This window comes from Micromonospora sp. CNZ296, assembly GCF_007827635.1.
The window spans coordinates 68,126-93,693 of record NZ_VISW01000012.1; the positions used below are offsets into that span (position 1 = coordinate 68,126).

22 protein-coding genes and 5 tRNA genes are annotated in these 25,568 nt (G+C 73.2%); 10 read left to right on the plus strand and 17 right to left on the minus strand.

The features are described 5' to 3' along the window. Positions 1 to 40: 40 nt before the first annotated feature. Together FB455_RS20400 and FB455_RS20405 are read right to left on the minus strand one after the other, a co-directional pair. Positions 41 to 112: transfer RNA gene (locus tag FB455_RS20400), tRNA-Val, on the minus strand. Positions 113 to 123: 11 nt separating this feature from the next. Further along, positions 124 to 196, minus strand: a tRNA-Gly gene (locus tag FB455_RS20405). Positions 197 to 355: 159 nt separating this feature from the next. Between FB455_RS20405 and FB455_RS20410 the strand changes: the two genes are divergently transcribed. Next, complete coding sequence (locus tag FB455_RS20410; protein ID WP_013284878.1) at positions 356 to 601, plus strand: DUF6458 family protein; 246 nt, start codon at positions 356 to 358, stop codon at positions 599 to 601. A gap of 122 nt (positions 602 to 723) precedes the next feature. On the opposite strand, the gene FB455_RS20415 is transcribed toward FB455_RS20410, so the two are convergent. The 4 genes from FB455_RS20415 to FB455_RS20430 all read right to left on the minus strand — a co-directional run bounded on the left by FB455_RS20415 (position 724) and on the right by FB455_RS20430 (position 1,919). Then, positions 724 to 1,542, minus strand: coding sequence for an isocitrate lyase/PEP mutase family protein (locus FB455_RS20415; protein ID WP_013284877.1), 819 nt, complete (start codon positions 1,540 to 1,542; stop codon positions 724 to 726). Positions 1,543 to 1,654: 112 nt separating this feature from the next. Then, positions 1,655 to 1,729: transfer RNA gene (locus FB455_RS20420), tRNA-Val, on the minus strand. A gap of 12 nt (positions 1,730 to 1,741) precedes the next feature. Then, positions 1,742 to 1,812 (minus strand) — tRNA-Cys (locus tag FB455_RS20425). 34 nt (positions 1,813 to 1,846) lie between these two features. After that, positions 1,847 to 1,919, minus strand: a tRNA-Gly gene (locus tag FB455_RS20430). Positions 1,920 to 2,193: 274 nt separating this feature from the next. Between FB455_RS20430 and FB455_RS20435 the strand changes: the two genes are divergently transcribed. Beyond that, on the plus strand, positions 2,194 to 2,796 hold the full coding sequence (locus FB455_RS20435) for a TetR/AcrR family transcriptional regulator (protein WP_030275337.1): 603 nt from the start codon (positions 2,194 to 2,196) through the stop codon (positions 2,794 to 2,796). Positions 2,797 to 2,813: 17 nt separating this feature from the next. On the opposite strand, the gene FB455_RS20440 is transcribed toward FB455_RS20435, so the two are convergent. Continuing rightward, positions 2,814 to 3,647: a hypothetical protein gene (locus FB455_RS20440; protein ID WP_071096165.1), complete on the minus strand. Its 834-nt coding sequence runs from the start codon at positions 3,645 to 3,647 to the stop codon at positions 2,814 to 2,816. A gap of 189 nt (positions 3,648 to 3,836) precedes the next feature. Between FB455_RS20440 and FB455_RS20445 the strand changes: the two genes are divergently transcribed. After that, positions 3,837 to 4,505, plus strand: coding sequence for a class I SAM-dependent methyltransferase (locus FB455_RS20445; protein WP_013284874.1), 669 nt, complete (start codon positions 3,837 to 3,839; stop codon positions 4,503 to 4,505). A 9-nt stretch (positions 4,506 to 4,514) separates the two neighbouring features. Then, entirely contained in the window at positions 4,515 to 5,678 is a 1,164-nt protein-coding gene (locus FB455_RS20450; RefSeq protein WP_071096167.1) for a cytochrome P450, read from the plus strand. A gap of 61 nt (positions 5,679 to 5,739) precedes the next feature. Here the strand turns inward: FB455_RS20450 and bioD are convergent, their stop codons facing one another. After that, positions 5,740 to 6,468: a dethiobiotin synthase gene (gene bioD / locus FB455_RS20455; RefSeq protein ID WP_013284872.1), complete on the minus strand. Its 729-nt coding sequence runs from the start codon at positions 6,466 to 6,468 to the stop codon at positions 5,740 to 5,742. After that, a complete protein-coding gene (locus FB455_RS20460) occupies positions 6,465 to 7,601 on the minus strand; it encodes an 8-amino-7-oxononanoate synthase (protein WP_030275342.1) in 1,137 nt (378 codons plus the stop codon). The genes bioD and FB455_RS20460 overlap by 4 nt, the downstream gene beginning before the upstream one ends. 161 nt (positions 7,602 to 7,762) lie before the next feature. Between FB455_RS20460 and bioB the strand changes: the two genes are divergently transcribed. From bioB to FB455_RS20475, 3 genes are read left to right on the plus strand one after another with little or no spacing between them, the layout of a single operon-like run. Then, positions 7,763 to 8,758, plus strand: a complete 996-nt coding sequence (gene bioB / locus FB455_RS20465) for a biotin synthase BioB (protein ID WP_013284870.1) — start codon at positions 7,763 to 7,765, stop codon at positions 8,756 to 8,758. A gap of 7 nt (positions 8,759 to 8,765) precedes the next feature. Continuing rightward, the gene (gene bsaP, locus FB455_RS20470) at positions 8,766 to 8,981 is read left to right on the plus strand and encodes a biotin synthase auxiliary protein BsaP (RefSeq protein WP_013284869.1); all 216 of its coding nucleotides are present in this window, start codon (positions 8,766 to 8,768) and stop codon (positions 8,979 to 8,981) included. A 3-nt stretch (positions 8,982 to 8,984) separates the two neighbouring features. Continuing rightward, positions 8,985 to 9,491, plus strand: coding sequence for a GNAT family N-acetyltransferase (locus FB455_RS20475; RefSeq protein ID WP_013284868.1), 507 nt, complete (start codon positions 8,985 to 8,987; stop codon positions 9,489 to 9,491). 1 nt (position 9,492) lies between these two features. Here FB455_RS20475 and FB455_RS20480 read toward each other — a convergent pair whose 3' ends face one another. The 3 genes from FB455_RS20480 to FB455_RS20490 form a co-directional block, all read right to left on the minus strand. Next, positions 9,493 to 10,116: a DUF488 domain-containing protein gene (locus FB455_RS20480; RefSeq protein ID WP_013284867.1), complete on the minus strand. Its 624-nt coding sequence runs from the start codon at positions 10,114 to 10,116 to the stop codon at positions 9,493 to 9,495. A 23-nt stretch (positions 10,117 to 10,139) separates the two neighbouring features. Beyond that, positions 10,140 to 12,581, minus strand: coding sequence for a non-reducing end alpha-L-arabinofuranosidase family hydrolase (locus FB455_RS20485; RefSeq protein ID WP_145754608.1), 2,442 nt, complete (start codon positions 12,579 to 12,581; stop codon positions 10,140 to 10,142). 214 nt (positions 12,582 to 12,795) lie between these two features. Continuing rightward, positions 12,796 to 15,669, minus strand: a complete 2,874-nt coding sequence (locus FB455_RS20490) for a glycoside hydrolase family 9 protein (RefSeq protein ID WP_030274671.1) — start codon at positions 15,667 to 15,669, stop codon at positions 12,796 to 12,798. Positions 15,670 to 16,098: 429 nt separating this feature from the next. Between FB455_RS20490 and FB455_RS20495 the strand changes: the two genes are divergently transcribed. Beyond that, positions 16,099 to 17,664, plus strand: a complete 1,566-nt coding sequence (locus FB455_RS20495; protein ID WP_030274673.1) for an aldehyde dehydrogenase family protein — start codon at positions 16,099 to 16,101, stop codon at positions 17,662 to 17,664. A 175-nt stretch (positions 17,665 to 17,839) separates the two neighbouring features. Here FB455_RS20495 and FB455_RS20500 read toward each other — a convergent pair whose 3' ends face one another. Further along, the gene (locus FB455_RS20500; RefSeq protein WP_030274675.1) at positions 17,840 to 18,928 is read right to left on the minus strand and encodes a GNAT family N-acetyltransferase; all 1,089 of its coding nucleotides are present in this window, start codon (positions 18,926 to 18,928) and stop codon (positions 17,840 to 17,842) included. Positions 18,929 to 19,008: 80 nt separating this feature from the next. Continuing rightward, positions 19,009 to 19,713 (minus strand): ACT domain-containing protein, encoded by a 705-nt coding sequence (locus tag FB455_RS20505; protein WP_013474552.1) that lies wholly within the window; start codon positions 19,711 to 19,713, stop codon positions 19,009 to 19,011. Positions 19,714 to 19,862: 149 nt separating this feature from the next. Between FB455_RS20505 and FB455_RS20510 the strand changes: the two genes are divergently transcribed. After that, complete coding sequence (locus FB455_RS20510; RefSeq protein ID WP_030274677.1) at positions 19,863 to 20,936, plus strand: phosphotransferase family protein; 1,074 nt, start codon at positions 19,863 to 19,865, stop codon at positions 20,934 to 20,936. Beyond that, positions 20,937 to 22,148 (plus strand): acyl-CoA dehydrogenase family protein, encoded by a 1,212-nt coding sequence (locus tag FB455_RS20515; RefSeq protein WP_030274680.1) that lies wholly within the window; start codon positions 20,937 to 20,939, stop codon positions 22,146 to 22,148. Between the two features lie 25 nt (positions 22,149 to 22,173). Here FB455_RS20515 and FB455_RS20520 read toward each other — a convergent pair whose 3' ends face one another. The 3 genes from FB455_RS20520 to FB455_RS20530 form a co-directional block, all read right to left on the minus strand. After that, on the minus strand, positions 22,174 to 23,220 hold the full coding sequence (locus tag FB455_RS20520) for a LacI family DNA-binding transcriptional regulator (RefSeq protein WP_013284859.1): 1,047 nt from the start codon (positions 23,218 to 23,220) through the stop codon (positions 22,174 to 22,176). 82 nt (positions 23,221 to 23,302) lie between these two features. After that, positions 23,303 to 24,736 (minus strand): GH1 family beta-glucosidase, encoded by a 1,434-nt coding sequence (locus tag FB455_RS20525; protein WP_013284858.1) that lies wholly within the window; start codon positions 24,734 to 24,736, stop codon positions 23,303 to 23,305. Next, on the minus strand, positions 24,733 to 25,533 hold the full coding sequence (locus tag FB455_RS20530) for a carbohydrate ABC transporter permease (protein WP_030274682.1): 801 nt from the start codon (positions 25,531 to 25,533) through the stop codon (positions 24,733 to 24,735). Before FB455_RS20530 ends, FB455_RS20525 begins: the two co-directional genes overlap by 4 nt. Between the last annotated feature and the right edge of the window lie 35 nt (positions 25,534 to 25,568).

A 25,568-nucleotide genomic window follows, 5' to 3' on the forward strand; every position in this document is an offset into this window, starting at 1 on the left:
TCGACCGGCGGCACCGGCGGGCGGGGAGGGTGACTCTCGGTGGGCGATACTGGGTTTGAACCAGTGACCTCTTCCGTGTCAAGGAAGCGCGCTCCCACTGCGCCAATCGCCCGGGCAATCGCGAGCGGACGACGGGATTCGAACCCGCGACCCTCACCTTGGCAAGGTGATGCGCTACCAGCTGCGCTACGTCCGCGTGCCGCCGGTTCGCGCCGGCGACGGGGTGAACTCTACCCGATGCCAAGATCGCCGTGCGGCAGACCCCCGCCGCGCCCGGTGGCCGTGTGGTTGCGCTGCTCGCCGCCGGGGTACTGAGGCCGGTGACAGCACAACCATCCCCCCGAAGGAGGCTGTCGTGGGTATCGGTACGAGCATTTTCCTGATCGCGGTCGGCGCGATCCTCACGTTCGCGCTCAACGCCAGCGTCGGCGGGGTCGACCTCGACGTCGTCGGCTGGATCCTGATGGCGGCCGGCGTCCTCGGCCTCATCATGACCACGCTGGTCTGGGGCCGCCGTCGCCAGGTGGTCACGACCACCGCCGAGCAGCCGGTGGAGTACCGCCGGGTCGAGGAGCGCCGGGACGTCGCCCCGCCGATGTGACAGTGACCGGGGCCGACGGAGCTGATCGGTCCCGGATCGGGCCGGCCGGATCACTCGATCCGGCCGGCCCGCTCTGCCAGGGCCGCCCGCGGTCGGTGGCGGCGCGCGGAGTGCCGTCCGGGTCAGCTCCGCATCAGCTCGTTCAACGCGTCGAAGTCGAGCCCGCCGGCGAGCGCGTCGTACGTCCCGGCGCCGAGCACCTCCGCCGCCGCCCGCTGGGCCACCGCGTACGCGGCCTCGGCCACCGCCGGTCCGATGCTCACCCGGGCCACGCCGAGCCGCGCCAGTTCGGCGACCGGCGGCGCGCCCGGCCCGGCCAGCACGTTCAGCGGCGCCGGGATCGCCGCCGCCAGCGCGGCCACCGTCTCCGGTTCCACGGTTCCGGGTACGAAGATCCCGTCCGCGCCGGCCGCCAGGTACGCCTCGGCGCGCGCGACAGTCTCGGGTACGCCACCGGCCCGGCGCAGACAGGTGTCCACCCGCGCGTTGACGTACAGCGGGATGCCGGCGCGGTCGGCGGCGGCCCGGATCGCGGCGAGCCGGGCGACCTGCTCGTCGACCGGGCGCAGCGGGCCTCCGCCGTCGTGCCGGGAGTCCTCCACGTTGACACCGACGGCCCCGGCGGCGAGCACCGCGGTGACCGTCTCGGCGACCTCGGCGGGGCTGTCGCCGTACCCGGATTCGATGTCGGCGGTGACCGGCACGCGGACCGCGTCTGCCACCCGGCGGATCACGTCGACGGCGGTGTCCCGGGCGAGCGCGTCGCCGTCCGGGGCGCCGCGGCTCCACGCGACCCCGGCGCTCGTGGTCGCGACCGCGCGGGCGCCGGCTGCGGCGACGATCCGGGCGCTCAGCGCGTCCCAGGCGTTGACCAGGATCAGTGGCTCACCGGGCAGGTGCAGGGCACGGAACTGCCGGGCTCGGGTCTGCTGATCGTCCACCGGGCCAGTCTGGGTGGGGCGATCCGGCCGCGGCAATGGCCAGCGGCGCGGCACTGGACTGATCGATGACGACGAGAAAGGCCGTGCCGAGTGATCGGCACGGCCTTTCCGCTGGTGGGCGATACTGGGTTTGAACCAGTGACCTCTTCCGTGTCAAGGAAGCGCGCTCCCACTGCGCCAATCGCCCTCGTCTACTGCGAGGTGGAGACGGGATTTGAACCCGTGTACACGGCTTTGCAGGCCGTTGCCTCGCCTCTCGGCCACTCCACCGAGGTTGCCCCCGAACTGCGTGGCGGCATCTCCGAGCGGACGACGGGATTCGAACCCGCGACCCTCACCTTGGCAAGGTGATGCGCTACCAGCTGCGCTACGTCCGCACGCCCCCGGTGTTATCCGGTGACGGATGAGAACTTTAGCCGAGCCCGGGAACGGTTGCCAACTCGGGGGCCCTTCCGGCGCGTCCGGATGTTGCCGGCGCCTCGTGGCGCGGGCTTCCTAGGAGCCTGGGTGGCTGCCGTCGAAGGCCCGCGGGCAGGGCCGCGACCTGCGGAATCCGCTCGGCGAGTCGAGTGTCCGGCATCCGACTGTCCCGCCGCCGACCGGCCGCTTCGGTAACTCCCTGTGGTCAGAGGGATGGGTTACCGTAACGCCGTGACGAGACGAGCCGCCGAGATCCGCCTGGACGCGCTGCTGCGTACGGCCTGCGAGGTGATCGCGGAACGAGGGCTCGCCAACACCCGCACCGCGGACGTGGCCGAGGCCGCCGGGGTCAGCCAGGCGCTCGTCTTCTACCACTTCGCGACCAAGGACCGGCTGCTCGCGCAGGCCTTCGCGTACGCGGTCGAGCAGGACCTGGCCCGTCTCGACGCGGTGCTGCGCTCCTCCGCCCCGCCGCTGGCGAAGCTGCGCCGGATGCTGCGCCTCTACGCGCCGACCGGCCGGGCCACCTCCTGGTCCATGTGGATCGACGGCTGGGCGGAGTCGCTGCGTACGCCGGAGCTGGAGAAGCTCTCCCGCCGCCTCGACCTGCGGTGGCGGCAGGACCTGGCCGCGGTGATCAGCGACGGGGTCGCCGAAGGCACGTTCGACTGCCCCGACCCGGCCGGCGCGGCCTGGCGGATCAGCGCGGTGATGGACGGGCTGGCGGTCCAGCTCGCGGTGCACGAGCGGGTGATCACCCGCCGGCAGATCGCCGAGTGGATCCGCCTGGTGGCCGCCCGGGAGCTGGGCCTGGAACCCAGCCAGCTCGACTGACCCCACCCGCCGGCGGGTCAGTGCCAGCGAGGGCGGGGGCGTTCGAAGGGGGGCGGGAGCGTCTCCGGTTCGGTCTGCGCGGACGGGCGCAGCAGGCGGCGCATCCGCAGCAGCAGCCCGGCGCCGAGGAACAGCAGCAACCCGCCGAGCAGGAACGCGGCCTGCACCAGGCCGAATCCGCCGCTGTCCGCCACCGGCCGCCCGGCCACGCCACCGGGCGCCGGCGGTTCCACCACCGCGGCGTCGGTCGGCTCGTCAGTCGGCTCCTCGTCGGGCGCCTCGGAGGACGGCTCGTCGCTCGGTGTGGGCTCCGCGCTGGTCGGCGAGGGCGTCGGCTCGGCCGCCTCCTCCCCCACCACCTCACGGGAGGCTGTCCGCCGGGCCAGCAGCCGCAACTGCGGGTCGTACGCCTCGGCGGCGAAACTCACCCGGCCACGCCCGACGTCCTCGGCGAACGCCACCCGGTAGCGGGCGGTCACGGTACGGCCGGGACAGAGCACACCCGGGTCCAGCTGCCGGTCGGTGAGCCGGGCGGTGTCTCCCTCGGTGCGGATCTCCAGCGGGAACGATCCGCTGTCCTCCACCCGGTCCACCTTGAGCTGGTCCAGCCGCAGGCCCTGCACCCGCACCAGCATCGACCAGCGCACCTTGACACAGCCGCCCCCGTCGGAGCGGGACACCACGGCGGACAGCGTCTCCACCCGGTTCCCGGCGGTGAACTCGTCCGGCAGACCGCTCAACTCGGTGGAGAAGGCCGCCGCCGCCCGCGCCGGCAGGGCTCCGCCGTACCCGGTCCCGGCCACGAAGGTCAGTACCAGTCCGATCCGCAGCGCATGCCGCCAGCCGCTCACCACGCCTCCTCACCCTCGGTCGTGTCCACAGGCAACGCTAGGAGCGCGCCGGGCACGCCGGTAGACGGGCGTGTTCGCATCCAACGCCACAACGCGGGGGTCATTTCACCGAGCGTGGTGAACCGGTCACGACCTCGCCGCGACACGCCCGGGATCGGTTCCGGAACCCGGGTGGGACACAATTCTCCGATGTCCGAGCTGTCCGCCGCGTTCGTCCGGCTGCACGCCCGCCTCGCCCCCGTGGCGTTCGTACCCGAGGTGCTGCTGCACCAGGCCGACGAGCCGATCGGCCTGTGGGAGCTGACCGAGGGCGAGTTCCGCAGCTCCCAGCCGCCGCCGTTCTGGGCGTTCGCCTGGGCCGGCGGGCAGGGCCTGGCCCGTTACGTCACCGACCACCCCGACGTGGTCGCCGGCCGCCGGGTGCTCGACCTGGCCTCCGGCTCCGGCCTGGTCGCCGTCGCCGCCGCCCGCGCCGGCGCCGCCGCCGTCCGGGCGGTCGAGGTGGACGAGCGGGCCGTGGCCGCCGTCGCGCTCAATGCCGAGGCCAACGGGGTACGCGTCGACGCCGAACTCGGCGACATCCTCGACTCCGACGCGGGCGACGCCGAGGTGGTGCTGGCCGGGGACGTCTTCTACAGCGAGGCGATGGCCCGCCGGATGCTGCGCTTCCTGCTCCGGGCCGCCCGTTCCGGCGCCCGGGTGCTGGTGGGCGATCCGGGCCGGGCGTTCCTGCCCCGCGAGCGCTTCCACGAGCTGGCCGCGTACGACGTGCCGGTGTCGGAGGCGCTGGAGAGCGTACGGGTGAAGCACACCACCGTCTGGGAGCTGGACCCGAACCCGCCCGGCGCCCGCCGCTAGCGTTACCGCGTGCTGTTCCAGGGCTGGGGGGAGTCCGTCGACGGGCCGTGGCCCGACGCGGCCACCGTTGTCGACCACGTCGGCGTGCCGCACCTGGTGGTGACCCGGCACGCGCTCGTACGCAGGCTGCTCACCGACCCGGTGACGTTCCGGCCGGACAACGCGCTCGACGCGGTCACCCCGATCCCGGTGGCCGCGCTGCGGGTACTCGCCGGGCACCGGTTCCGGCTGCCGCCGACGCTGGCGAACAACGGCGGCGCGAGCCACCCGGAGATCCGCGGCATCGTGGCCGACGCGCTGCACCCGCACCGGGTGGACGCCCAGCGCCGGTGGCTGACCGGGCTGGTCCGGGAGCGGGTGGCGGGCCTGGCGGCGGCGCTGGACGCGGGCCGCCCGGTCGACCTGTACGCGGGTCTCGCCGCCGACCTGCCGCTGCTGGTGCTGGCCCGGCTGGTCGAGCTGCCGGACGCCCCGGTCGGCGCGGTGAAGGACTTCGCCCGGGCCGCGCTGGAGCTGTTCTGGGCGCCGCTTGACGAGTCCCGGCAGCTGGCGCTCGCCGCCGAGGTGGGCCGGTTCCACACCGTGCTGCGGGAGTTCGCCGCCACCGGGGGCGGGCTCGCCGCGCGGCTCCGCGAGGCGGGGCACTCCCCCGACGTGGTCGTCGGGGCGCTGTTCTTCCTGCTGGTCGCCGGCCAGGAGACCACCTCGCAGTTCCTCACCCTGCTGCTGCACCGGCTGTCCGGCGAACCGGCGGTACGGGCCGGGCTGCGCGCCGGTGAGATCGGCGCGGACGACGTGGTCGAGGAGGGGCTGCGGCTGGAGCCGCCGATCGTCACCTGGCGGCGGGTGGCGGCAGTCGACACCACGCTCGGCGAGGTGCCCGTACCGGCGGGCACCAGCATCGTGGCGTGGCTGGCCCGCGCCGGCCGCGACCCGGCCGTGGTGGACGCGCCGGGCGAGTTCCGCCCCGGGCAGCCCGGCTCGCGGCGGCACCTGGCGTTCGGCGCCGGGCCGCACCGCTGCGTCGGCGCTCAGCTGGCCCGGATGGAGGCCGCGGTGGTGGTCGCCGAGGCCGCCACGCTGCTCGACGACGTGACGGTCGTCCGTCCACCGTGGTGCCCGGACAACCTCACCTTCCGGATGCCGGACGCGTTCGTGGTCCGCCGCGCCTGAGCCCTGCGGGTGTTAACAGGGGGCCCTTCCTCTACCGGAGGCGTTAAGAAGGGGCCCTTCCTTACTCCTCGGCCCAGGCCCGCCAGTCGTCGAGCACGCCGTACAGGGCGGGGGTGAGCCAGCCGGGCGCGGACCGGCGGAACACGCCCGGGTCCATCCCGCCCGCGCCGGCCGGTACCGCGCCGAGCAGGTTCGGCAGCAACTCGGACAGGTTGAGCCAGTGCACCAGTTCCGGTTCGGTCGGCCAGGCCCCGATCACCACGCCGGCCGGGACGGCCCGCCGCTCCAGCGCCTCCAGCGTCAGCGCGGTGTGGTTGAGCGTGCCGAGCCCGGCCCGCGCCACCACCACCGCGGGCGCGCCGAGCGACACCGCCAGATCGGCCACCGTCCACGGCTCGCCGGACGGGCGCAACCCCATCGGTACGAGCAGCCCGCCCGCGCCCTCGACGAGCACCAGATCGTGCTTGTCCGCCTCCTCGCGGATCGCGTCGACCGCGTTGTACAGCTCCAGCGGCGGCAGCTCCGCCACCCGGGCCGCGGCCAGCGGGGCCAGCGGATCGGGGTAGCTCGCCAGCGTCCGGCCGGTCAGCGGGGCGGCCAGCCGGGTCACCGAGTCGACGTCGCCGGGCTCTCCCGTCGCCGTACCCGTCTGGCCGGGCTTGACCACCGCGACCCGCAGGCCGGCCGCCTGCGCGGCGGCGGCGACGGCGGCGGTCACCACTGTCTTGCCGACCTCGGTGTCGGTGCCGGTCACCAGCACCGGCCCGGTCCAGGCGTCGCCGAGGCTCATGGCGCACACTCCACGATCACGTCCAGGGCCCGGTCGAAGCCGGCCCGGTCCACCCCGGCGCTGACGGTGAGCCGCAGCCGGGAGCGGCTGTCCGGCGTGGACGGGGGACGGAAGCAGCCGACCGCCACACCCTGTTCCCGGCAGGCGGCGGCCCAGGCGGTCGCCTCCTGCGGGCCGGGCGCGGTCACCGAGATCACGGCGCCGTCCGGGGCGGACACGGACAGCCCGGCCGCGCCGAGCCGGCGCACCGCCGCGGCGACCCGGTCGGCCAGCTCGGCGCGCAGCGCGTCGCCGTCGCGGGCCAGGCGCACCGCGGCGCGGACCCCGGCCACCACCGCGGGCGGCGGCGCGGTGTCGAAGATGAACGTGCGGCCGGTCTCCACCAGGTGGCGGACGAACTCGGCCGGCCCGGCGACCACGCCGCCGGCCCCACCGAGCGCCTTGGACAGCGTCGCGGTGACCACCACGTCGGGCGCGCCGGCGAGCCCGGCGGCGGCGACCCCGCCGGCTCCGGCCGGGCCGGTGACGCCGAGCGCGTGCGCGTCGTCGACGAGCAGCAGCGCGCCGTGGCGGCGGGCCACCGCGTGCAGCTCCGCGAGCGGGGCCAGGTCGCCGTCGACGGAGAAGACCGACTCGGTCACCACCACCGCCGGGCGGCCCGGCGCGGCGGCGAGCGCCGCGGCCACCGCTGCGACGTCGGCGTGCGGGGTCACGAGCGTCTCGGCGCCGGAGATCCGGCAGCCGTCGATCAGCGAGGCGTGGTTGTGGGCGTCGGAGACGAGCAGCGTCCGCGGCTGGGTCAGTCCCCGGACGGCGGCGAGGTTGGCCAGGTATCCGGAGGAGAACACCAGCGCCCGGTCGACGCCGAGCCAGCCGGCCAGGTCGTCCTCCAGCGCGTGGTGCGCGTCGGTGGACCCGCGCACCAGACGCGACCCGGTGGCGCCCAGCCCGTACGCGGACAGGGCCTCTGCTGCGGCGGCGGTGACCTCCGGGTGGGTGGCCAGGCCGAGGTAGTCGTTTCCGGCCAGGTCGACCACGGCGTCGTCGGCGGCGCGGGGGCGCAGCGTGCGGGTCAGCCCCGCCCGGGCCCGCAGCTCGGCGCGGCGGTCCAGGGCCGCCAGCCAGTCCGCCACCGTGCCGTCCCCTCCCGCCGACTTCACGCCCCCCGCCGGGCGCTTCCGCGGGGCGAAGTTACCACCCGCCCCGGCGGCCCCGGCGTGGCGCGGTCCCGGCTCGCCGGAGGGCCGGCGGCGGTGGTTTCCCGCGCTCACGGTGGCCTGTTAGGTTACGAGCCATGCCAGAGATCCTCGACCAGGCCCGGGAGCGGGTGCTGGGCAACGGCGTCGGCCTCGACGAGGCCGGTGTCCTCGCGGTGCTGAACCTTCCCGACGAGCACCTGCCCGCCGCGCTCCAGCTCGCCCACGAGGTCCGGATGCGCTGGTGCGGTCCGGAGGTCGAGGTCGAGGGCATCGTCTCGCTGAAGACCGGCGGCTGCCCGGAGGACTGCCACTTCTGCTCGCAGTCCGGTCTGTTCACCTCGCCGGTGCGCTCGGTCTGGCTGGACATCCCGGCGCTGGTCGAGGCCGCGAAGCAGACCGCCGCGACCGGGGCGACCGAGTTCTGCATCGTGGCCGCCGTGCGCGGCCCGGACGCCCGGCTGATGAAGCAGATGCGCGAGGGCGTCGCCGCCATCCGCGCCGCTGTCGACATCCAGGTCGCCGCCTCGCTCGGCATGCTCACCAAGGAGCAGGTCGACGAGCTGGTCGAGATGGGCGTGCACCGCTACAACCACAACCTGGAGACCTGCCGCTCCTACTTCCCGAACGTGGTCACCACGCACTCGTGGGAGGAGCGCTGGGAGACGCTGCGGATGGTCCGCGAGTCCGGCATGGAGGTCTGCTGCGGCGGCATCCTCGGCCTCGGCGAGACGGTCGAGCAGCGGGCCGAGTTCGCCGCGCAGCTCGCCGAGCTGGACCCGCACGAGGTGCCGCTGAACTTCCTCAACCCGCGCCCCGGCACGCCGCTGGGTGACCGCCCGGTGGTGGAGGGCAAGGACGCGCTGCGCGCCATCGCCGCGTTCCGGCTGGCCATGCCGCGCACCATCCTGCGGTACGCGGGCGGCCGCGAGCTGACCCTCGGTGACCTCGGCACCCGCGACGGTCTGCTGGGCGGCATCAACGCGGTGATCGTCGGCAACTACCTGACCACGCTGGGGCGGCCCGCCACGGCCGACCTGAAGCTGCTGGAAGACCTGAAGATGCCGGTGAAGGCGCTCTCGGCGACCCTGTGAGGCAGCGGTGACCGAATCCTCCCCCGCCACGGCGGCCCCCGCCGCGCTCTGGTGCGACAGGTGCGGCGAGTCGGTGGCGGCCGGGCCGCACCCGGCGTGCGAGGCGGCCCGCGCGTGGGAACCGCCGCGCTGGTGCGCGTCCTGCCGGCGGCGGATGAAGGTGCAGGTCGTGCCGTCCGGCTGGTCGGCGGTCTGCGTCGAGCACGGCGAGCGGCGGGGCTGAGGCGTGCTGCGCGGGCGGGCGGTGACGCTGCGGCCGGTGACCGACGCCGACGTGCCCGCCCTGGCCGCGATCCGGGCCACCCCCGAGGTGCGCCGCTGGTGGCGCGGCGGTGACGACCTGGCCGCGTCGGTCCGGGCGGACCTGGCCGACGACTCGGTGACGATCTACGCCGTCGAGCACGACGGCAAGCTGGTCGGCGCGATCCAGTGGTACGCCGAGACCGACCCGGACTACCGCCACGCCAGCCTGGACGTCTTCCTCGACCCGGCGGTACGCGGCTCGGGGCTGGGCGGCGACGCGATCCGCACGCTGGTCCGGCACCTGATCGACGAGTACGGCCACCACCGGTTCACCATCGACCCGGCGGCGGCGAACACGGCGGCGATCCGGGCGTACGCGAAGGTGGGGTTCCGTCCGGTGGGCATCATGCGCCGCTACGAGCGCGGCGCGGACGGGCGCTGGCACGACGCGCTGCTGATGGACCTGCTCGCCGAGGACCTGGCCGGCTGAGTCAGCCGGCCCAGAGCAGGTGCCCGTCGGGCAGCCGGCGGGCGCCCTCGGCGGGCCGGTGCGGGCTGAGCCGGCCGTCCGGCATGAGGTGCGACACCGGCACTCCGCGGCCGAGCACGGCGACGTCGGCGATCAGCCGCCGGTGGCAGCGCCACCAGACGCTCTCGCTGCACATCACGGCTGTGGTCTCCCGGGCGGCGTCGGCCAGCACCTCGTCGAGTGCCGCGTCGAAGTCGGGCGTGCGGGTGTACGCGGCGTACGCCCGGAAGGCCGCGACCGTCCACCAGGTGTCCGGTTCCGGCTCGCCGGCGCGGACGTGCCGGCGGCCGCCGAGGCGCGGTTCCCAGCGGTAGCCGATGCCACGTTCGGGCAGCCAGTGCTCCAGGGCCTCGCGGCGGACGTCCGGGTTGGTCCGGCTGGCCGGGTAGCGGCGCACGTCCACGATCAGGGTGACAGCCGCGCCGGCCAGCAGGTCCCCGAGCTGGTCCCGGTGGGCGGCCCCGTGCCCGACGGTCAGCAGCATGCGCTCCACCGACTCAGCTTGCCCCGGGTCGGCGCCGTCCGCCCGCCGGCCGGGCCGGCCCACCGGAAAGGGCGTGCCCGGCACCGCACGGGTGCCGGGCACGCCTTCCTCTTACGGTGTGGCGCCTAGCGCTGGAGGGTCAGCACACCCGGCCGCCACGGCAGCAGGTTGTAGTCGCCTCCCGCACTGGGGTTCTTGCCCTGGTACAGGAACTGGAGGTTGCAGGCGTCGACGGTCTTGGTCTGGTCGGGGTTGGTGCGGACCAGGTCACCGTGGCTGATGTCGTTGGTCCACGTCGCGCCGCTGTTGGCCTTGCCGGCGAAGGGGTTGCTCTCGCTGGCGGCCTGCGGGGTCCACGAGCCGCTCAGGCTGTTCGACGTGAACGACCGGAAGTAGCGTCCCTGGCTCCCGATCGCCTCGACGATCATGAGGTACTGGTTCTGGCCCGCCACCTTGTAGACCTCGACGCCCTCGAACAGGTTGTTCGTCGAGTCGGTCATGATCGTCGTGTAGTTCGAGCCGAAGCTGCCCGGGAAGTTCCCCAGCGGCATGCTCGACCGGTAGATCTTGCCGTTGTCACCGGCGAAGAACAGGTACATGTTCTGGTCGTCGCCGATGAGCGTCTGGTCGATGACGCCGTACGGGGCGTCGGGCAGGGTGGCGGTGGAGAGCGTCTGCGCCGAGGACCAGCCGTTGGCGTTCGTCGGGTCGCTCGACGTCTTGTAGCTGAACGAGGTCGGTCCCCACTGGTACGCCAGCACCCAGATGTTCTTCGGGGCGAAGTACAGCAGGGTGGGCGCCACGGTGCCCTGGCTCATTCCGTTCTGGCCGGCCGAGGCCATGTCGGACCAGTTCGTGAACAGGCTGAAGTTCATCGAGCTGTACTGGCCGCTGCTGTTGACGTACGACCCGTAGACCAGGTGCTTGCCGTTGTAGACGACGTTCGTGAAGTCCTTGAGCGAGACCCAGCCGTTCTGCGGGTTGGCCAGCGGCCCGGTCGACGACCACCGGTAGGTCGACGGGAGCGCGCAGCCGCCCGGCGGCGGCGTCGTGGTCGGGGGCGGCGTGCTCGGGGGCGGCGTGGTCCCGCCACCGAAGTCGGTCCGCCACTGCTGGTTGGTCTGCCCGTGGCAGTCGTACAGCTGGATCTGCTGGCCGTTGCCGGTGCCCCAGACGTCCAGGCAGCGCCCGGACTGCACGCCGCTGATGGTGCCGTTGGAGTTGATGTTCCACTGCTGGTTCGACTGGCCGTTGCAGTCCCAGATGATGATTCCGGTGCCGTTGCCGGTGGCCGCGCCGTTCGCGTCGAGGCACTTGGTGCCGTAGACCATCAACTGCTTGTTCGACGTGTACGTCCACTGCTGGTTCGACTGACCGTTGCAGTCCCAGAGCTGGACCCGGGTGCCGTTGGTCTGGGTGGCGTTCGGTACGTCGACGCACCGGCCCGACTGGGCTCCGATGATCCGGCCGGCGCCACCGCTGGGCGGCGGTGCCGTGGTCGGGGTCGTGGTCGGCCCCGAGGTCGGGGCGGCCGCGTTGAGGGCGTTGAGGACCGAGGTATACGCGGCCTTCTTGTTGCCGCCGCCGTCGAACAGCAGCGGGTTCTCGCCTGAGCGCCACGAGTCGCTGTCGCGCACGCCCCACACCGTGATGCCGATGCAGCGCGGCACGTTCATGCACGCCTGGGTCAGCCCGGCGTACTGGCTGGTCGACGAGTTGGTGACGTCGACCTCGGTCAGCGCCACGTCGACGCCGAGCGCGGCGAAGCTCGACAGCGTGGTCTGGAAGTTGCCCGGCAGCGAGCTGCCGCCGGTGAAGTGCGTCTGCAACCCCACGCAGTCGATCGGCACACCACGGGACTTGAAGTCCCGGATCATGTTGTAGACGCCCTGCGTCTTGCCGTACGACCAGTTCTCGATGTTGTAGTCGTTGTAGCAGAGCTTCACCGACGGATCCGCCGCCCGAGCGGTACGGAACGCCACCTCGATCCAGTCGTTACCGGTGCCCTGCAGGTTCGACTGGCGGCGGCTGCCGTCCTCGTTGAACGCCTCGTTCACCACGTCCCACGCGGCCAGCTTGCCCCGGTAGTGGCCCATCACGCCGTTGATGTGGTCGACCATCGCCTGACGCAGGTTGCTGCCGCTCAGGCTCTGCATCCAGCCCGGCTGCTGCGCGTGCCACGCCAGCGTGTGGCCACGGACCTTCAAGCCGCGCTGGGTCGCCCAGTTGTAGATCTGGTCACCGGAGTTGAAGTTGAACTGGCCCCGCTGGGGCTGGGTCGCGTCCGGCTTCATCTCGTTCTCGGCGGTGATCATGTTGAACTCACGTCCGGCGATCGTGCTGTACGTCGAGTCGCCGAGCCGGCCCGCCGCGATGGCGGTGCCGAAGTACCGGCCCGACTGCGTGGCGGCGGCGCCCAGCGTGGACGCGGCGGCGTTCGCCGACGGCATCATCACCGCGACGGCTGCCACCGTCACGGCGCTGACCGCGCCGGCGAGCAGCGCCCGGACGGCCGGTGATCGCCGTCGTCGACTCCCGCCGCGATGAACGGATGGGCTCATTGCCATCTTGGCCTCCTTACTGGCCAACACCCAGGCCGTCGGGGCGGAACGACTGGACGTCTCGATTGGGGTATCTAGCTCCGTCGATGCTTCCATCGCGCATCGGCGGGGACAATGGTGTTTCGGAAAAGTTTCGGAACGTTTTTGGTCGCGCGAGGCATGGCGTGGCGTGGCCGGTCACCCGGGGTGCGGTACCGGCCACGCCACGCCGCCTCGGCGGTCAGGAGACGGTGCAGGCGGAGCCGTTCAGCGTGAACGCGGTGGGCCTCGGGTTGGCGCCGGTGTGGGTGCCGTTGAAGCCGAAGCTCGTCGACGCGCCCGGCGCCAGCGTCCCGTTGTAGGACAGGTTCGACGCGGTCACCGCCGTGCCGGTCTGCGTCACGTTCGCCGACCAGGCCTGCCCGACCTTCTGGCCGCTGTTGCCGAAGGTGAACGCCAGCGTCCAGCCGTTGATCGCCGTGGTGCCGGTGTTGGCGACAGTGATGTTCGCGGTGAACCCGGTGTCCCAGGTGTTCGCCGTCCAGGTCACCGCGCAGGAGCCGCCGGCGGGCGGGGCCGTGGTGGTCACCGTGACGCCGGGCGACGCGGGCGAGACGTTGCCGGCCGCGTCCACCGCCACCACTGTGAACGTGTACGTGGTGGAGGCGGTCAGCCCGGTCACCGCCAGCGTGGTGCCGGTGGCGGAGCCGACCAGGACGTTCCCGCCGCGGTAGACGCGGTACCCGGTGACGCCCACCGCGTCGGTGGACGGGCCCCAGGTCAGCGTCAGGCCGGTCGGGCCGACCGCGGAGGCGGTGGGCGCGCCCGGCGCGGTCGGCGGTGTGGTGTCCGGCGCCGGGCCGGCCGGCGTGGTGACGGCCAGCGCCGCCGACGCCGCCGAGCGGTTGCCGGCACCGTCGAGCGCCCGCACTGTGAACTGGTACGTCCGTTCCGGGGCCAGCCCGGTCACCGCGAGCGTGTTTGTGGTGGCGGTCCGCAGCACCAGCGCGTCGCTTCCGGTCTGCGACTGGGTGATCTCGTACCCGGCCAGGCCGCTGCCGCCGGTGTCGGTGGACGCGGCCCAGGTCAGCGTGAGCCCGCTCGACGTGACGGCGGACGCGACGGGCGTGCCGGGCACTGTGGGCGCGGTGGTGTCAGGGGTGACCGGGCCGGGCTCCTCGCCCCAGACGCGGACGCCACCGGAGTAGAGCGGCACCTTCCGGTTCGGCCCCGCGGTGGCCTGGTAGGACGGGTCGTTCGCCGGATCCCAGGTGCCGCCCTCCGGCACCCCGATCTTGAACTGGACCTCCATCCGGTGCTGCGACTGCCCGGCCGGAGCGATGGTGTAGCCGGTGCAGTCGACCTCGACGTACCAGATGTCGCCGGAGAACTGCTTCGCCGTCGACGGCGACGGGCAGCCCTGGGTGTAGCCGGGCGTGACGGTGACCGGTCCGGTGCCGTCGGGCCGGAAGAAGTACCGGAACTTTCCGGTCGTCAGCGCCCGGGCCGGGAACGCCGACTTGTTGTAGATGATCGCCTTGAGCCCGGTGGCGCGCGGCTCGGCCTGCATCACAGTGGTCTCCACTGTCAGCTCGTCCAGGTCGGGCGTCTCGGCGGACGGGAAACCGGCGCGCGGGCTGCCGCCGTACTCGTTCGTGAGCCGGGCCAGCGCGGAGGTGAAGCCGGCGTTGTAGTCGGTGGCGACCTCGTTCATCACGTAGTCCGACCGGCTGTCGGTGTATGCGTCGTTGGCCGAGGACGGGCCGCCGACCAGCGCGCCGTAGAGCACGTGCCGGGTCTCGGTGGGCACGGTCTGGCTGTCCCACCAGGAGCCGTGCGCGGTGCGGTGGTGCGGGTTGCGCGGCGAGTTGGTGCCGAAGCCGATCTGGTAGCTGGAGTTGCGCGGGTTGTCGCCGAGCGCGTAGTTGATCTGCCGGACCGCGAAGTCGTGGTAGCGCGCCTTACGGGTGGTGTCCGTGGTCCTGTCGCTGTAGACGAGCGCGGCGAACGCGGTGTTGGAGGCGTACCGCAGCGCGCCCCACGAGTCGAGCACCGCCATCCCGCCCGGCGAGTACGGCACCCGCTGACCGTTGACGCCCACCGTCCAGTAGTCGAGCCACCGGTTGGCGTCGTCGACGTACTTCTGCTTGCCGGTGAGGTTCGCCAGCAGCACGTACGCGCCGAACTGCTTGTTGTCCCAGGCGATGGTCCACTTGTAGGAGCGGGTGGTGGACTGCGGCTCGGTGCCGAGCTTGTCGTACTCGCTCTCGGCCTTGGCGAGGTAGGTGGCGTCGCCGGTGGCCCGGTACAGCCAGATCGCGCCCCAGACCAGTTCGTCCTGGTAGCCGCTCCACGACTTGTAGAAGCTCGTCGCGTCGGTGATGCACTCGTGGTAGTTCTTCCGCACGGTGTCGGCGAACGCGTAGAGCTGCTTGGCGTGGCCGAGCAGCTTGTCCGCGTAGGCCGCGTCGGTGGACCGGAACACCATGGACGAGGCGGCCATCGCGGCCGCCGTCTCCCCCGCCAGGTCCGCGCCGCCACAGCTCGCGTCGATCTTGTACGCGGGCCGCGCCATCGGCATCACCTCGGCCGGACCCCACCACTTGTGGTCGTCGTCGCCCTTGCCGACCTGTCCGTAGAGGACGTTCGGGGCGGAGTGCGCCTTGACGAAGTAGTCGTTGACGAAGCGCAGGTTGTTCAGCAGGTGGGTGAGCTGGCCGGAGGCGACGTACCCGTCGCGGTACTCGACCGCGCCCCACGCCAGCATGGTGGCGCTGAACGCCATCGGGAAGCCGAACTTCACGTGGTCGCCGGCGTCGTACCAGCCGCCGGTGAGGTCGACGCCGACGTCGGCGCCGTCGGTGAGCGCCGAGTCGCCGCGCCAGGAGACCCGGTTCCAGGAGGGCTTGCGGCCCGACTGCTGCGCCTCGTAGAAGAACAGCGACTTCTGCAACGCCTCGGCGTAGTTGAACGCGGGCGCGGCCTGTGCGGCGGAGGCGGACGCGGGTGGCGGGGCGGCGGCGGCCGTGGCCAGGCCGACGGCCAGCGCGGCGCCGGCGGCGAACAGCCGGCGGAGCCGGGACCGGCCTCCCGGCGGCGGAATCGGACGGGGCATGGCGAGCTCCTGTGGCTGGCGCCGGGCGGCAGCCGGAGCGGGGACGGTATCGCAGGGCTCCGGCTGCCGCGTGGCGGTGGTGGTGGGGTGTCCCTGAGAGGTTCGGGAGCGCTCCCATGGACAATCGACAATGTAATGCGCCGTTCATCACAGGGGAAGAGCGCGCTGATCCGGGCCGCCCGGGCGTACTCACGGGTAACCATCGGGAGCTGGATCACACCATCGATATTTGTCGATATAGAGCGTATTCGGTCCCAGCTCAGCGGCATCGTCACGGTGGTGAATGCAGCCGCCGGGCTGTCGTCGGCGGCGCGGCCGTCCTGGCATACGAGCGTACGGTTGCCCGGCCGCTCCGGCCCGCGGGACAGTACGCCTCACCTGCGGTGCCATCGACGCCGCCGCTCCCCGGACGACACTGAGGAGATCGCGATGGCTCTACGACTCGCCGAGGGCACCTCCTGGTCCGACACCCTCGCCCGGGCGGTGGCCGCCACACCCGAGGCGTTCGGCACCGGCCCCGACGGCACCACGACGCTGCACAACCTCGTCCAGGGCGACTGGCGCGCGCTCGGCACGCCCACCGCCGTACGGACCCCGGTGGACAACACGGTGCTGGTGAACCTCGCCCGGCTCGACGCCGAGACGGCCCGCGCCGCCGTCGCCCACGCCGCCGACGCGCACCGGGAGTGGGCACAGACCCCGCTGGCCGAGCGCGTCGCCCGGGTCACCGACGCCCTCGACGCGCTCACCGCACACCGCGACCTGCTCGCCCTGCTGCTGGTCTGGGAGATCGGCAAGCCGTGGCGCCTGGCCTGCGCCGACGTGGACCGCGCGCTGGACGGCGTGCGCTGGTACGCGCAGGAGATCGAGCGGATGCTCGCCGACGGGCGGGAGCCGCTGCCCGGCCCGGTCAGCAACATCGCCTCCTGGAACTACCCGATGAGCGTGCTCGTGCACGCCGAGCTGGTGCAGCTGCTCGCCGGCAACGCGGTGATCGCCAAGACCCCGTCGCAGGGCGGCGCGGTCTGCCTCACCGTCGCGCACGCGCTGATGCGCCGCGCCGGGCTGCCCGCCACGCTGCTGTCCGGCAGCGGCGAGGAACTGTCCGAGGTGCTCGTCCGCGCACCGGAGATCGGCGCGGTGGCGTTCGTCGGCGGGCGCTCCAACGGCGGCAAGGTCGCCGCCGCGCTGCTCGACTGCGACAAGCGGCACTTCATCGAGCAGGAGGGCCTCAACGCCTGGGGCATCTGGAACTTCTCCCAGTGGGACTCGCTCGCCGCCCACCTGCGCAAGGGCTTCGAGTACGGCAAGCAGCGCTGCACCGCGTACCCCCGGTTCGTGGTCCAGCGCGACCTGGTCGACGAGTTCCTCGACATGTACCTGCCTGTGGTCCGGTCGATCCGGTTCGGGCACCCGCTCGCCGTCGGCGACGACTGGTCGGCCGGCGACCCGCTGCCCGAGCTGGACTTCGGGCCGCTGATCAGCGGGGCGAAGGCCGACGAGCTGCGGCGCAAGGTCGACGAGGCGGTACGCGGCGGCGCCGTGCCGCTGCACCGCGGCAAGCTCGACGGCGCACCGTTCCTGGACGGGCAGGACACGTCCGCGTACGTCGCACCGGCCGTGCTGCTGGCCCCGCCCGGCCGGTCCCGCCTCATGCACGCCGAGCCGTTCGGCCCGGTCGACACCATCGTCGTGGTGGACACCACCGACGAGCTGCTGGCCCAGATGAACGCCTCCAACGGCGCGCTCGTCGCGTCGCTCGCCTGCGACGACGAGGAGCTCGCCGGCAAGCTGGCGGTGGACCTCCAGGCGTTCAAGGTGGGCATCAACAAGCCGCGGTCCCGGGGCGACCGGGACGAGCCGTTCGGCGGCCGGGGCGCGTCCTGGAAGGGCGCGTTCGTCGGCGGCGACCTGCTCGTGCAGGCGGTCACAGTCGGTGGTGACGGCCGGCTCTACGGCAACTTCCCCGACTACAACAGCTACCCGGCCACCTGATCGCACACAGACGGGCGGGGCCCCCGCATCGGGAGCCCCGCCGTGTCACCGTCCCCCGTATCGGAGGTCGGCCCGGGTGGCGCGTGACCGCGCCGGTTCCGGCCGTCGGGCCGTACCCCTCGGGTGTGCCGCGCCGTTGCGGCGCACCTCCGGGATCCGGCCGGCGGCCGTCAGCTCAACTCGACCGCTGTGCCGGCACCGTCACCCCGGCCCGCGCGGCCGGCTCGGCCGCCGGCCGTGCGGCCAGCGGCAGCGTCGCGGTCAGCACGCCGCCGTCGCGTTCCATCGCCACCGGCCGGTCCAGCCGGCGCAGCGTCCGCAGCATCGGCGTGTTCTCGGACTGCACGTGCAGCAGCACGGCGGCGTATCCGGCACGGTCGGCGTGGCCCACCAGGCGGCGCAGCAGCGCCGAGCCGAGGCCCCGGCGCTGCCAGTCGTCGCGGACCAGCAGCGCCGCCTCGGCCTCGTCGCCCTCGCCGAGCAGGTTCGCCATCGCCACGACCGGCTCCGCCGCCCCGCCGGAGCCCGCCGTGGCGAGCAGTGTCACGCCCCGCGCCGGTTCCAGCAGCCGGCGCAGCCGGGCCGGCGACGGGTCCGCCGCCCCGCTCAGGTAGCGCCGCTGCCGGCTGCGCGCCGAGCAGGCGGCGTGCAGGTCACGTACGCCGGGGACGTCCTCGGCGGTCGCGGCCCGCACCGACACCTCACCGCCGTCCGGCAGCACCAGCGTGATCCGGTCAGCGTCCCGCCGGGCCAGTGTCGCCGCCAGCTCGACCAGGGCCTGTGCGCGGGCGTACTCGGCCGGGGTGAAGCTGGGCTCCCGGCGATGCAGTTCGTGGGCGCCGCCGGCCGGGTCGGCGAGCACCATCGTGGTGCCGCCCACCCCGCCCGGCGCGGTGGCGGGCGTCGGACGCCAGGTCACCGAGTCGGCGCCGAGCAGCGTGCGCAGCACCTCGCCGGTCGCCTCCGGGTCTCGCACCAGCCGCCCGGCGAGCCCGAGCAGCCGGGTCGGCTCGTCGGCCAGCCCGCGCGCCCCGCTGCGCGCGATCCAGCAGTCCCGGCCCCGGCCCCGCTCCACGGCGGCCCGCAGCTCCGCCTCGGTCACCTGCTCGGGCGCGTCGACCAGGAAGTCGTCGACCGCGCCGGCCTCGGTGGTGTGCACCTGCACGCTGAGGATGTTGACCCCGCGCAACGCGAGGCTCGCCGTGAGCACCGACAGGTAACCCGGCCGGTCGTCCACCGTGGCTCGGATCCGCCAGAGCGCCATGGTTGTCTCCCTTCCTCGGCACCGACCATGCCGTGCGCCTGTTGCGGGCCCGTTGCCCCCGGGTGACGTGGGCCGTCCGGTCAGGTGACGGTGGTCACGGGCGGCGTGCCGACCAGGTCCAGCCGGTCGCCGAGGATCACCGCGCCGGCGCGGACGAGCTGGGCGAGCCGGTCCACCTCGGTGGAGTGGAACCCGGCGGCGGCGAGCGGTTCGCTGTGGTCACGGGCGACCACGAGCACCAGCCCGGCCCGGCCGAACGGCGCCACCGCGTAGTGGTGCCCGTCCGGGCTGGTCATGGCGCGCGCCCGCAGCGGGGTCACCTCCGGCAGCCGCGGCGGCACCGGCGCCCGCCAGCTCGCGTGCCCGATCGCGGCGACGCCGGCCTCGCCGCTGCGCGAGGCCCAGTCCAGGGGTACGACGGCGACCACCGCCCAGTCCGCGGCGAGCAGCCCCGGCACCGCGTCGACGAGCGTGGCCACCCCGTCGACCGGGTTCGCCGCCACCTGGGCGAGCAGTTCGGCGTCCTGCCCGGTGGTGGTGGGCGCGCCGATCGCCCGCCACACGCCGTCCACCCGGACGCCGGGGATCGCGGCCAGCCCGGCGAGCATCCGCTCCACCCGCGCCGCACCCGGCCAGACCACCGTGAAGTCGTCCACCGCCCGGCCGCCGAGCCGTTCCAGCACCACCACCTGCACGATGTCCGCGCCGGAGACGCCGAGTGTCCGGGCCACCTGGCCGAGCGTGCCCGGACGGTCCGGCAGGGTCACCCGAACTCTCAGCAGCATGTCTGATCCCCTCCGCTCGGCGGGCCGGCCGAGCGGCCGGCAGGCTGGGCCCAGCCTGCCGGTTGACCATTTCGCCCCTGTTGCAAGGGCATGTCCCGCCGGGAAAACCCGACCTTGACAACAAAGCTGAGCTGCCATCAACTAATCGGATGACCGATCCGGCCGCCGATGTCGCCGCGCCCTCGACCGGTCCGGCCCCACGCGGGCTCGACCTCGACCGGCTCGCCGCCCACCTGGCCGTCCACCGGCCGGACCTGAGCGGGCCGCTGTCGGCGCGGCTGATCGCCGGCGGCAAGTCCAACCTCACCTACCTGCTGCGCGCCGGCGACCGCGAGGTGGTGCTGCGCCGGCCGCCCCTGGGGCACGTGCTGGCCACCGCGCACGACATGGCCCGCGAGCACCGGGTGATCTCGGCGCTCACGCCGACCGGCGTACCGGTGCCGGAGGCGCTGCTGCTGTGCACCGACGAGAGCGTCATCGGCGCGCCGTTCTACCTGATGGCGAAGGTCGACGGCGAGGTCTACCGGCGGCGCGAGCAGACCGACGCGCTCACCGCCGCCCAGCGGCGTGACCTCGCCATGGCGATGATGGACACGCTCGCCACGCTGCACCGGGTCGAGCCGGCCGAGGTAGGGCTGGCCGACTTCGGCCGCCCGGAGGGCTACCTGGCCCGGCAGGTGCGCCGCTGGGCCGGCCAGCTCGACCGGTCCCGCAGCCGGCCGCTGCCCGGCATCGACGAGCTGCGCGACGCGCTGGCCGCCAGCGTGCCCGAGGGCGCGAACGCGGGCCGGATCGTGCACGGCGACTACCGGCTGGACAACCTGCTCGCCACCGTCGACCCGGTGGCGGTGCGGGCGGTGCTCGACTGGGAGATGGCCACGCTCGGCGACCCGCTGGCCGACCTCGGGCTGCTGCTGACGTACTGGGACGTGCTCGGCGACAGCGACCACGGCGAGGGCAACCCGGTCGCCGACGGCATCGGGCCGCGCGCCGGCTTCCCGACCGGCGCCGAGCTGATCGAGCGGTACGCCGGGCGCAGCGACGTCGACGTCGGCCCGCTGCACTGGCACGTGGCACTCGGCTGTTTCAAGCTCGCGGTGATCTGCGAGGGCATCCACTACCGGCACACGCTCGGCCAGACGCTGGGCGAGGGCTTCGACCGGATCGGCGACATGGTGGCGCCGCTCGTGGCACACGGACTGCACGCGGTGAGGGAGAGCTAGATGGAGTTCGCGTACGACGACCGGACGGTCGAGCTGCGGCAGCGGCTGGAGGCGTTCCTCACCGAGTGCGTGTACCCGGCCGAGCCGGTGCACCACGAGCAGGTGGCCGCGGCCGGCGACCCCTGGGCCCGCCCGCCGGTGATGGAGGAACTCAAAGCCGAGGCGCGGGCGCGCGGGCTGTGGAACCTGTTCCTGCCCGACGCCCGCTACGGCGCCGGGCTGACCAACCTCCAGTACGCGCCGCTGGCCGAGCTGACCGGCCGCAGCCCGCACCTGGCCCCGGAGGCGCTCAACTGCGCCGCGCCGGACACCGGCAACATGGAACTGCTCGCCGAGTTCGGCTCCGAGGAGCAGCGCAAGCAGTGGCTCATGCCGCTGCTCGCCGGTGAGATCCGGTCCGCGTTCTGCATGACCGAGCCGGAGGTGGCGTCCTCCGACGCGACGAACATCGCCACCCGGATCACCCGCGACGGCGACCACTACGTGATCAACGGCCGCAAGTGGTGGTCGTCCGGGGCGATGGACCCGCGCTGCGAGATCTTCATCGTGATGGGCAAGACCGACCCGGACGCCGACCGGCACCGCCAGCAGAGCATGATCCTGGTCCCCCGGGACACCCCCGGCGTGACCGTACGGCGCGGGATGCGGGTCTTCGGCTACAGCGACGCCCCGCACGGCGGGCACGCCGAGATCGACTTCACCGACGTCCGGGTGCCGGTGGACAACCTGGTCGGCGAGGAGGGCACCGGGTTCGCCATCGCCCAGGCCCGGCTCGGCCCCGGCCGGATCCACCACTGCATGCGCCTGATCGGCATGGCCGAGCGGGCCCTGGAGCTGCTCTGCCGGCGCGTGCTCGACCGGATCGCGTTCGGCCGCCCGCTCGCCGAGCAGGGCGTGGTCCGCGAGTGGATCGCCGAGTCGCGGGTCCGGATCGAGCAGGCCCGCCTGCTGGTGCTCAAGACCGCGTGGCTGATGGACACCGTCGGCAACAAGGGCGCGCACAGCGAGATCCAGGCCATCAAGATCGCCACGCCGCTGATGGCCGAGTGGGTGATCGACAAGGCCATCCAGGCGTACGGCGGGGCCGGGGTCAGCCAGGACACCCCGCTGGCCGAACTGTGGGCGCAGGCCCGCACGTTGCGCCTGGCCGACGGCCCGGACGAGGTCCACCGCGCGTCGCTGGCCCGCCGCGAACTGCGCCGCTGGTCCTGACCGCTCCCCCGTCGCCGGGGGTGGGTCAGCCGGAGGCCCGGTGGATCAGCTCGGTGTCCAGCAGCACGTGCGGGGAGGGGACCTCCTCGCCGCGGATGCGGGACACCAGCAGCCGGGCCATCTGCCGGCCCATCTCCTCCACCGGCTGGAACACGGTGGTCAGCGGCGGCTCGGCCTGACGCGCGATCGGGGCGTCGTCGAAGCCGATCACCGCCACGTCCTCGGGCACCCGGCGGCCGGCCTCGCGCAACGCGCGCAGCGCGCCGAACGCCATCAGGTCGGAGGCCACGAACACGGCGTCCAGCTCCGGGCAGACGTCGAGCAGCCGGCGCATGGCCGCGGTGCCGCTGCCCTCGCTGAAGTCCCCGTACGCGATCAGGCCCGGGTCGACCCGGCCGCCGGCCGCGCGCACGGCCTCCTGGTAGCCGGAGAGCCGGGCCAGGCCGGCGCCCATGTCCTGCGGGCCCGCGATGGTCGCGACCCGCCGGCGGCCCTGGCGGAACAGGTGCTCCACCGCCTGCCGCGCGCCGCCGACGTTGTCCATGTCGACGAACCACGCCGGCTGCGCGTTCGGGTGCAGCATCCGCGCCGGACGGCCGCCGAGCACCGTCGGGAGACCGCGCTCCTCCAGCAGCGTGGGCAGCGGGTCCGCGTCGTGCAGGGACAGCAGGAGTACGCCGTCCACGTGCTGGTTGGTCAGGTGGTGCTCGACCCGTTCCCGCTCGATCGGCGACTGCACCATGGCCAGCCAGAGCTGCATCGGCGTCTCCACCAGCCCGGAGCTGACGCCCCGGACGATGGCCGCGAAGAACGGCTCGGTGAAGACCCGCTCCCCCGACTCGGACACGACCAGTGCGACCGAGTCGGTCCGCTGGGTGACCAGCGCACGGGCGGCACGGTTCGGCACGTACCCCAGTTCGGCGATGGCCTGCTGGACGGCGGCCCGGGCCTCCGGACTGACCTGCGGCGAGCCGTTGACCACGCGGGAGACCGTGCCGCGCCCGACGCCGGCGCGGGCCGCGACCGCGTCGAGGGTCGGACGCCCGAGCGAGCGGGTGCGCTGCGTTGTCATCGTTGTGCTCCTCCGACGGTCGGGCGGACCCGGCACCGATTGAGGCGTCGGCGCCGGGCCGCCCGTTACTGGCTGGCCCAGCTTATTGTGCGGGCAGTCCGTTGCGTCGGATCACGTCGGCGTACCACCTGGCGCTGGACTTCGCGATCCGGGCCTGGCTGTCGTAGTCGACATAGACCATGCCGAACCGCTTCGTGTAACCCCAGGCCCACTCGAAGTTGTCCAGAAGCGACCAGGCGAAGTAGCCCTTGAGCGGCACGCCGGCCTCGATCGCGGCGTGCGCCGCGCGCAGGTGCGCGGCGAAGTAGGCCAGCCGGTCCGGGTCGTCCACCCGGCCGTCGACCAGCTCGTCGACGAACGCCGAGCCGTTCTCGGTGACGTAGAGCGGCAGGTCGGTGTACTCCCGGTGGACCCGCTCCAGCGTCTCCACCAGGCCCGGGGCGTCGATCTCCCAGTCCATGTCCGTCACCGGGACACCCCGGGTGACGAACCGGACGTCCTCGCTGCCCGGCCAGCAGGACGGCGCCCGCCAGTAGGGCTCCGGCTCCGCGCCCTCGACCGGCGCGGCCACCACGTGCCGGCTGTAGTAGTTGACCCCGACCATGTCCAGCGGCGTGGAGATGGTCGCCAGGTCACCGTCGCGCACGTGCCCCATGTCGGTGACCTGACGCAGGTCCGCGACGAGGTCCGCCGGGTACGACCCGCGCAGCACCGGGTCCAGGAAGAACCGGTTCGCCAGCGCGTCGATCCGGCGGGCCGCGTCGGCGTCCGCCGCCGAGCCGCTCGCCGGGGTCACCGGGTACAGGTTGACTGTGATGCCGAGCTGCGCGTCCGGGCGGACCGCGCGTACCGCCTGCACGGCCAGGCCGTGACCGAGCATCAGGTGGTGCCCGGCCCGGACCGCGTCCGCGCCGTCCCTGCGGCCCGGCGCGTGCACGCCGGAGCCGTAGCCGAGGAACGCCGAGCACCACGGCTCGTTCAGCGTGGTGAAGTACTTCACCCGGTCACCGAGCGCCTCGGCGACCAGGTGGGCGTACTCGGCGAAGCGGGCCGCGGTGTCCCGGGCCGGCCAGCCGCCCGCGTCCTCCAGCGGCTGCGGCATGTCCCAGTGGTAGAGCGTCAGCCACGGCTCGATGCCGTGGCCGAGCAGCTCGTCGACCAGCCGGCGGTAGAAGTCCATGCCCTCCTGGTTGACCCCGCCGGTGCCGCCCGGCTGCACCCGCGGCCAGCTCACCGAGAAGCGGTACGACCGCAGGCCCAGGTCGGCCATCAGCCGCACGTCGTCAGGCATCCGGTGGTAGTGGTCACACGCCACGTCGCCGGTGTGCCCGGCCACCGTCCGGCCCTCCGTGTGGCTGAAGGTGTCCCAGATCGACGGGGCACGGCCGCCCTCCGTCGCCCCGCCCTCGATCTGGTACGCGGCGGTCGCCGCGCCCCAGAGGAAGTCGGACGGGAAGGTGAGGGCCGGACCGGCGTCGAGGACGCCGACAGCGGGCGGGCTTGCTGGGTTGCTCACGACTTGACGGCGCCTTCCATGATGCCGCCGATGATCTGGCGGCCAAACAGAACGAACACGACGAACAGGGGCAGGGTCGCGATCAACGTACCGGCGAAGATCTGCGAGTTGTCGGCGAAGTAGGCGGTGTTGAGGCTGCGCAGCGAGATCTGGACGGTCGGGTTGGACGGGTCCGCCAGCACCACGAACGGCCAGAAGAACTGGTTCCACTGCTCCATGAAGGTCAGCAGGCCCAGCACCGCGGCGGCCGGACGCAGCGCGGGTGCCACCACGTGCCAGTACACCCGCCAGGTCGAGCAGCCGTCCACCCGGGCGGCCTCGATCAACTCGTTCGGTACCGCCTGCTCGGCGTACTGGCGCATCATGAAGATGCCGAAGCCGCCGATCAGGAACGGGACGGTCACCGACGGCATGGTGTTCAGCCAGTCGAGCTTGGCCATCAGGATGTACAGCGGCAGCACGCCGAGCTGGATCGGCACCATCATCGAGGTGAGGATGATCAGCAGCAGCGCGTTCTTGCCCCGGAAGCGGAGCTTGGCGAACGCGAAGCCGGCCAGCGAGCCGAAGAACACGGTCGCGACGGTGATCGTCCCGGAGACCAGGAACGAGTTCATCAGGCCCTTGACGATGTTGGCGTCGCTGTTGGCGAGCACCCGCTCGATGTTCTCGCCGAGCTTGCCGCCGGGCAGGAACGGCGGAGGCCAGGAGTTGGCCGCGTCGTTCGTCCGGCTGGCGATCACGATCATCCAGTAGAACGGGAACAGGGACAGCAGCACGCCGAAGATCAGGCCGATCATGGTGAGCGGGCTGGCCTTCCAGAGCCGCTCGGCCC

Excerpts from the sequence above, each read along its gene's own strand:
- FB455_RS20445 (WP_013284874.1), top strand. The coding sequence starts at position 3,837 with ATGTCCGAGCTGTCCGCCGCGTTCGTCCGGCTGCACGCCCGCCTCGCC.
- bioD (WP_013284872.1), bottom strand. The coding sequence starts at position 6,468 with ATGAGCCTCGGCGACGCCTGGACCGGGCCGGTGCTGGTGACCGGCACC.
- bioB (WP_013284870.1), top strand. The coding sequence starts at position 7,763 with ATGCCAGAGATCCTCGACCAGGCCCGGGAGCGGGTGCTGGGCAACGGC.
- FB455_RS20485 (WP_145754608.1), bottom strand. The coding sequence starts at position 12,581 with ATGGCAATGAGCCCATCCGTTCATCGCGGCGGGAGTCGACGACGGCGA.
- FB455_RS20490 (WP_030274671.1), bottom strand. The coding sequence starts at position 15,669 with ATGCCCCGTCCGATTCCGCCGCCGGGAGGCCGGTCCCGGCTCCGCCGG.
- FB455_RS20495 (WP_030274673.1), top strand. The coding sequence starts at position 16,099 with ATGGCTCTACGACTCGCCGAGGGCACCTCCTGGTCCGACACCCTCGCC.
- FB455_RS20500 (WP_030274675.1), bottom strand. The coding sequence starts at position 18,928 with ATGGCGCTCTGGCGGATCCGAGCCACGGTGGACGACCGGCCGGGTTAC.
- FB455_RS20505 (WP_013474552.1), bottom strand. The coding sequence starts at position 19,713 with ATGCTGCTGAGAGTTCGGGTGACCCTGCCGGACCGTCCGGGCACGCTC.
- FB455_RS20510 (WP_030274677.1), top strand. The coding sequence starts at position 19,863 with ATGACCGATCCGGCCGCCGATGTCGCCGCGCCCTCGACCGGTCCGGCC.
- FB455_RS20515 (WP_030274680.1), top strand. The coding sequence starts at position 20,937 with ATGGAGTTCGCGTACGACGACCGGACGGTCGAGCTGCGGCAGCGGCTG.
- FB455_RS20520 (WP_013284859.1), bottom strand. The coding sequence starts at position 23,220 with ATGACAACGCAGCGCACCCGCTCGCTCGGGCGTCCGACCCTCGACGCG.
- FB455_RS20530 (WP_030274682.1), bottom strand. The coding sequence starts at position 25,533 with ATGATCGGCCTGATCTTCGGCGTGCTGCTGTCCCTGTTCCCGTTCTAC.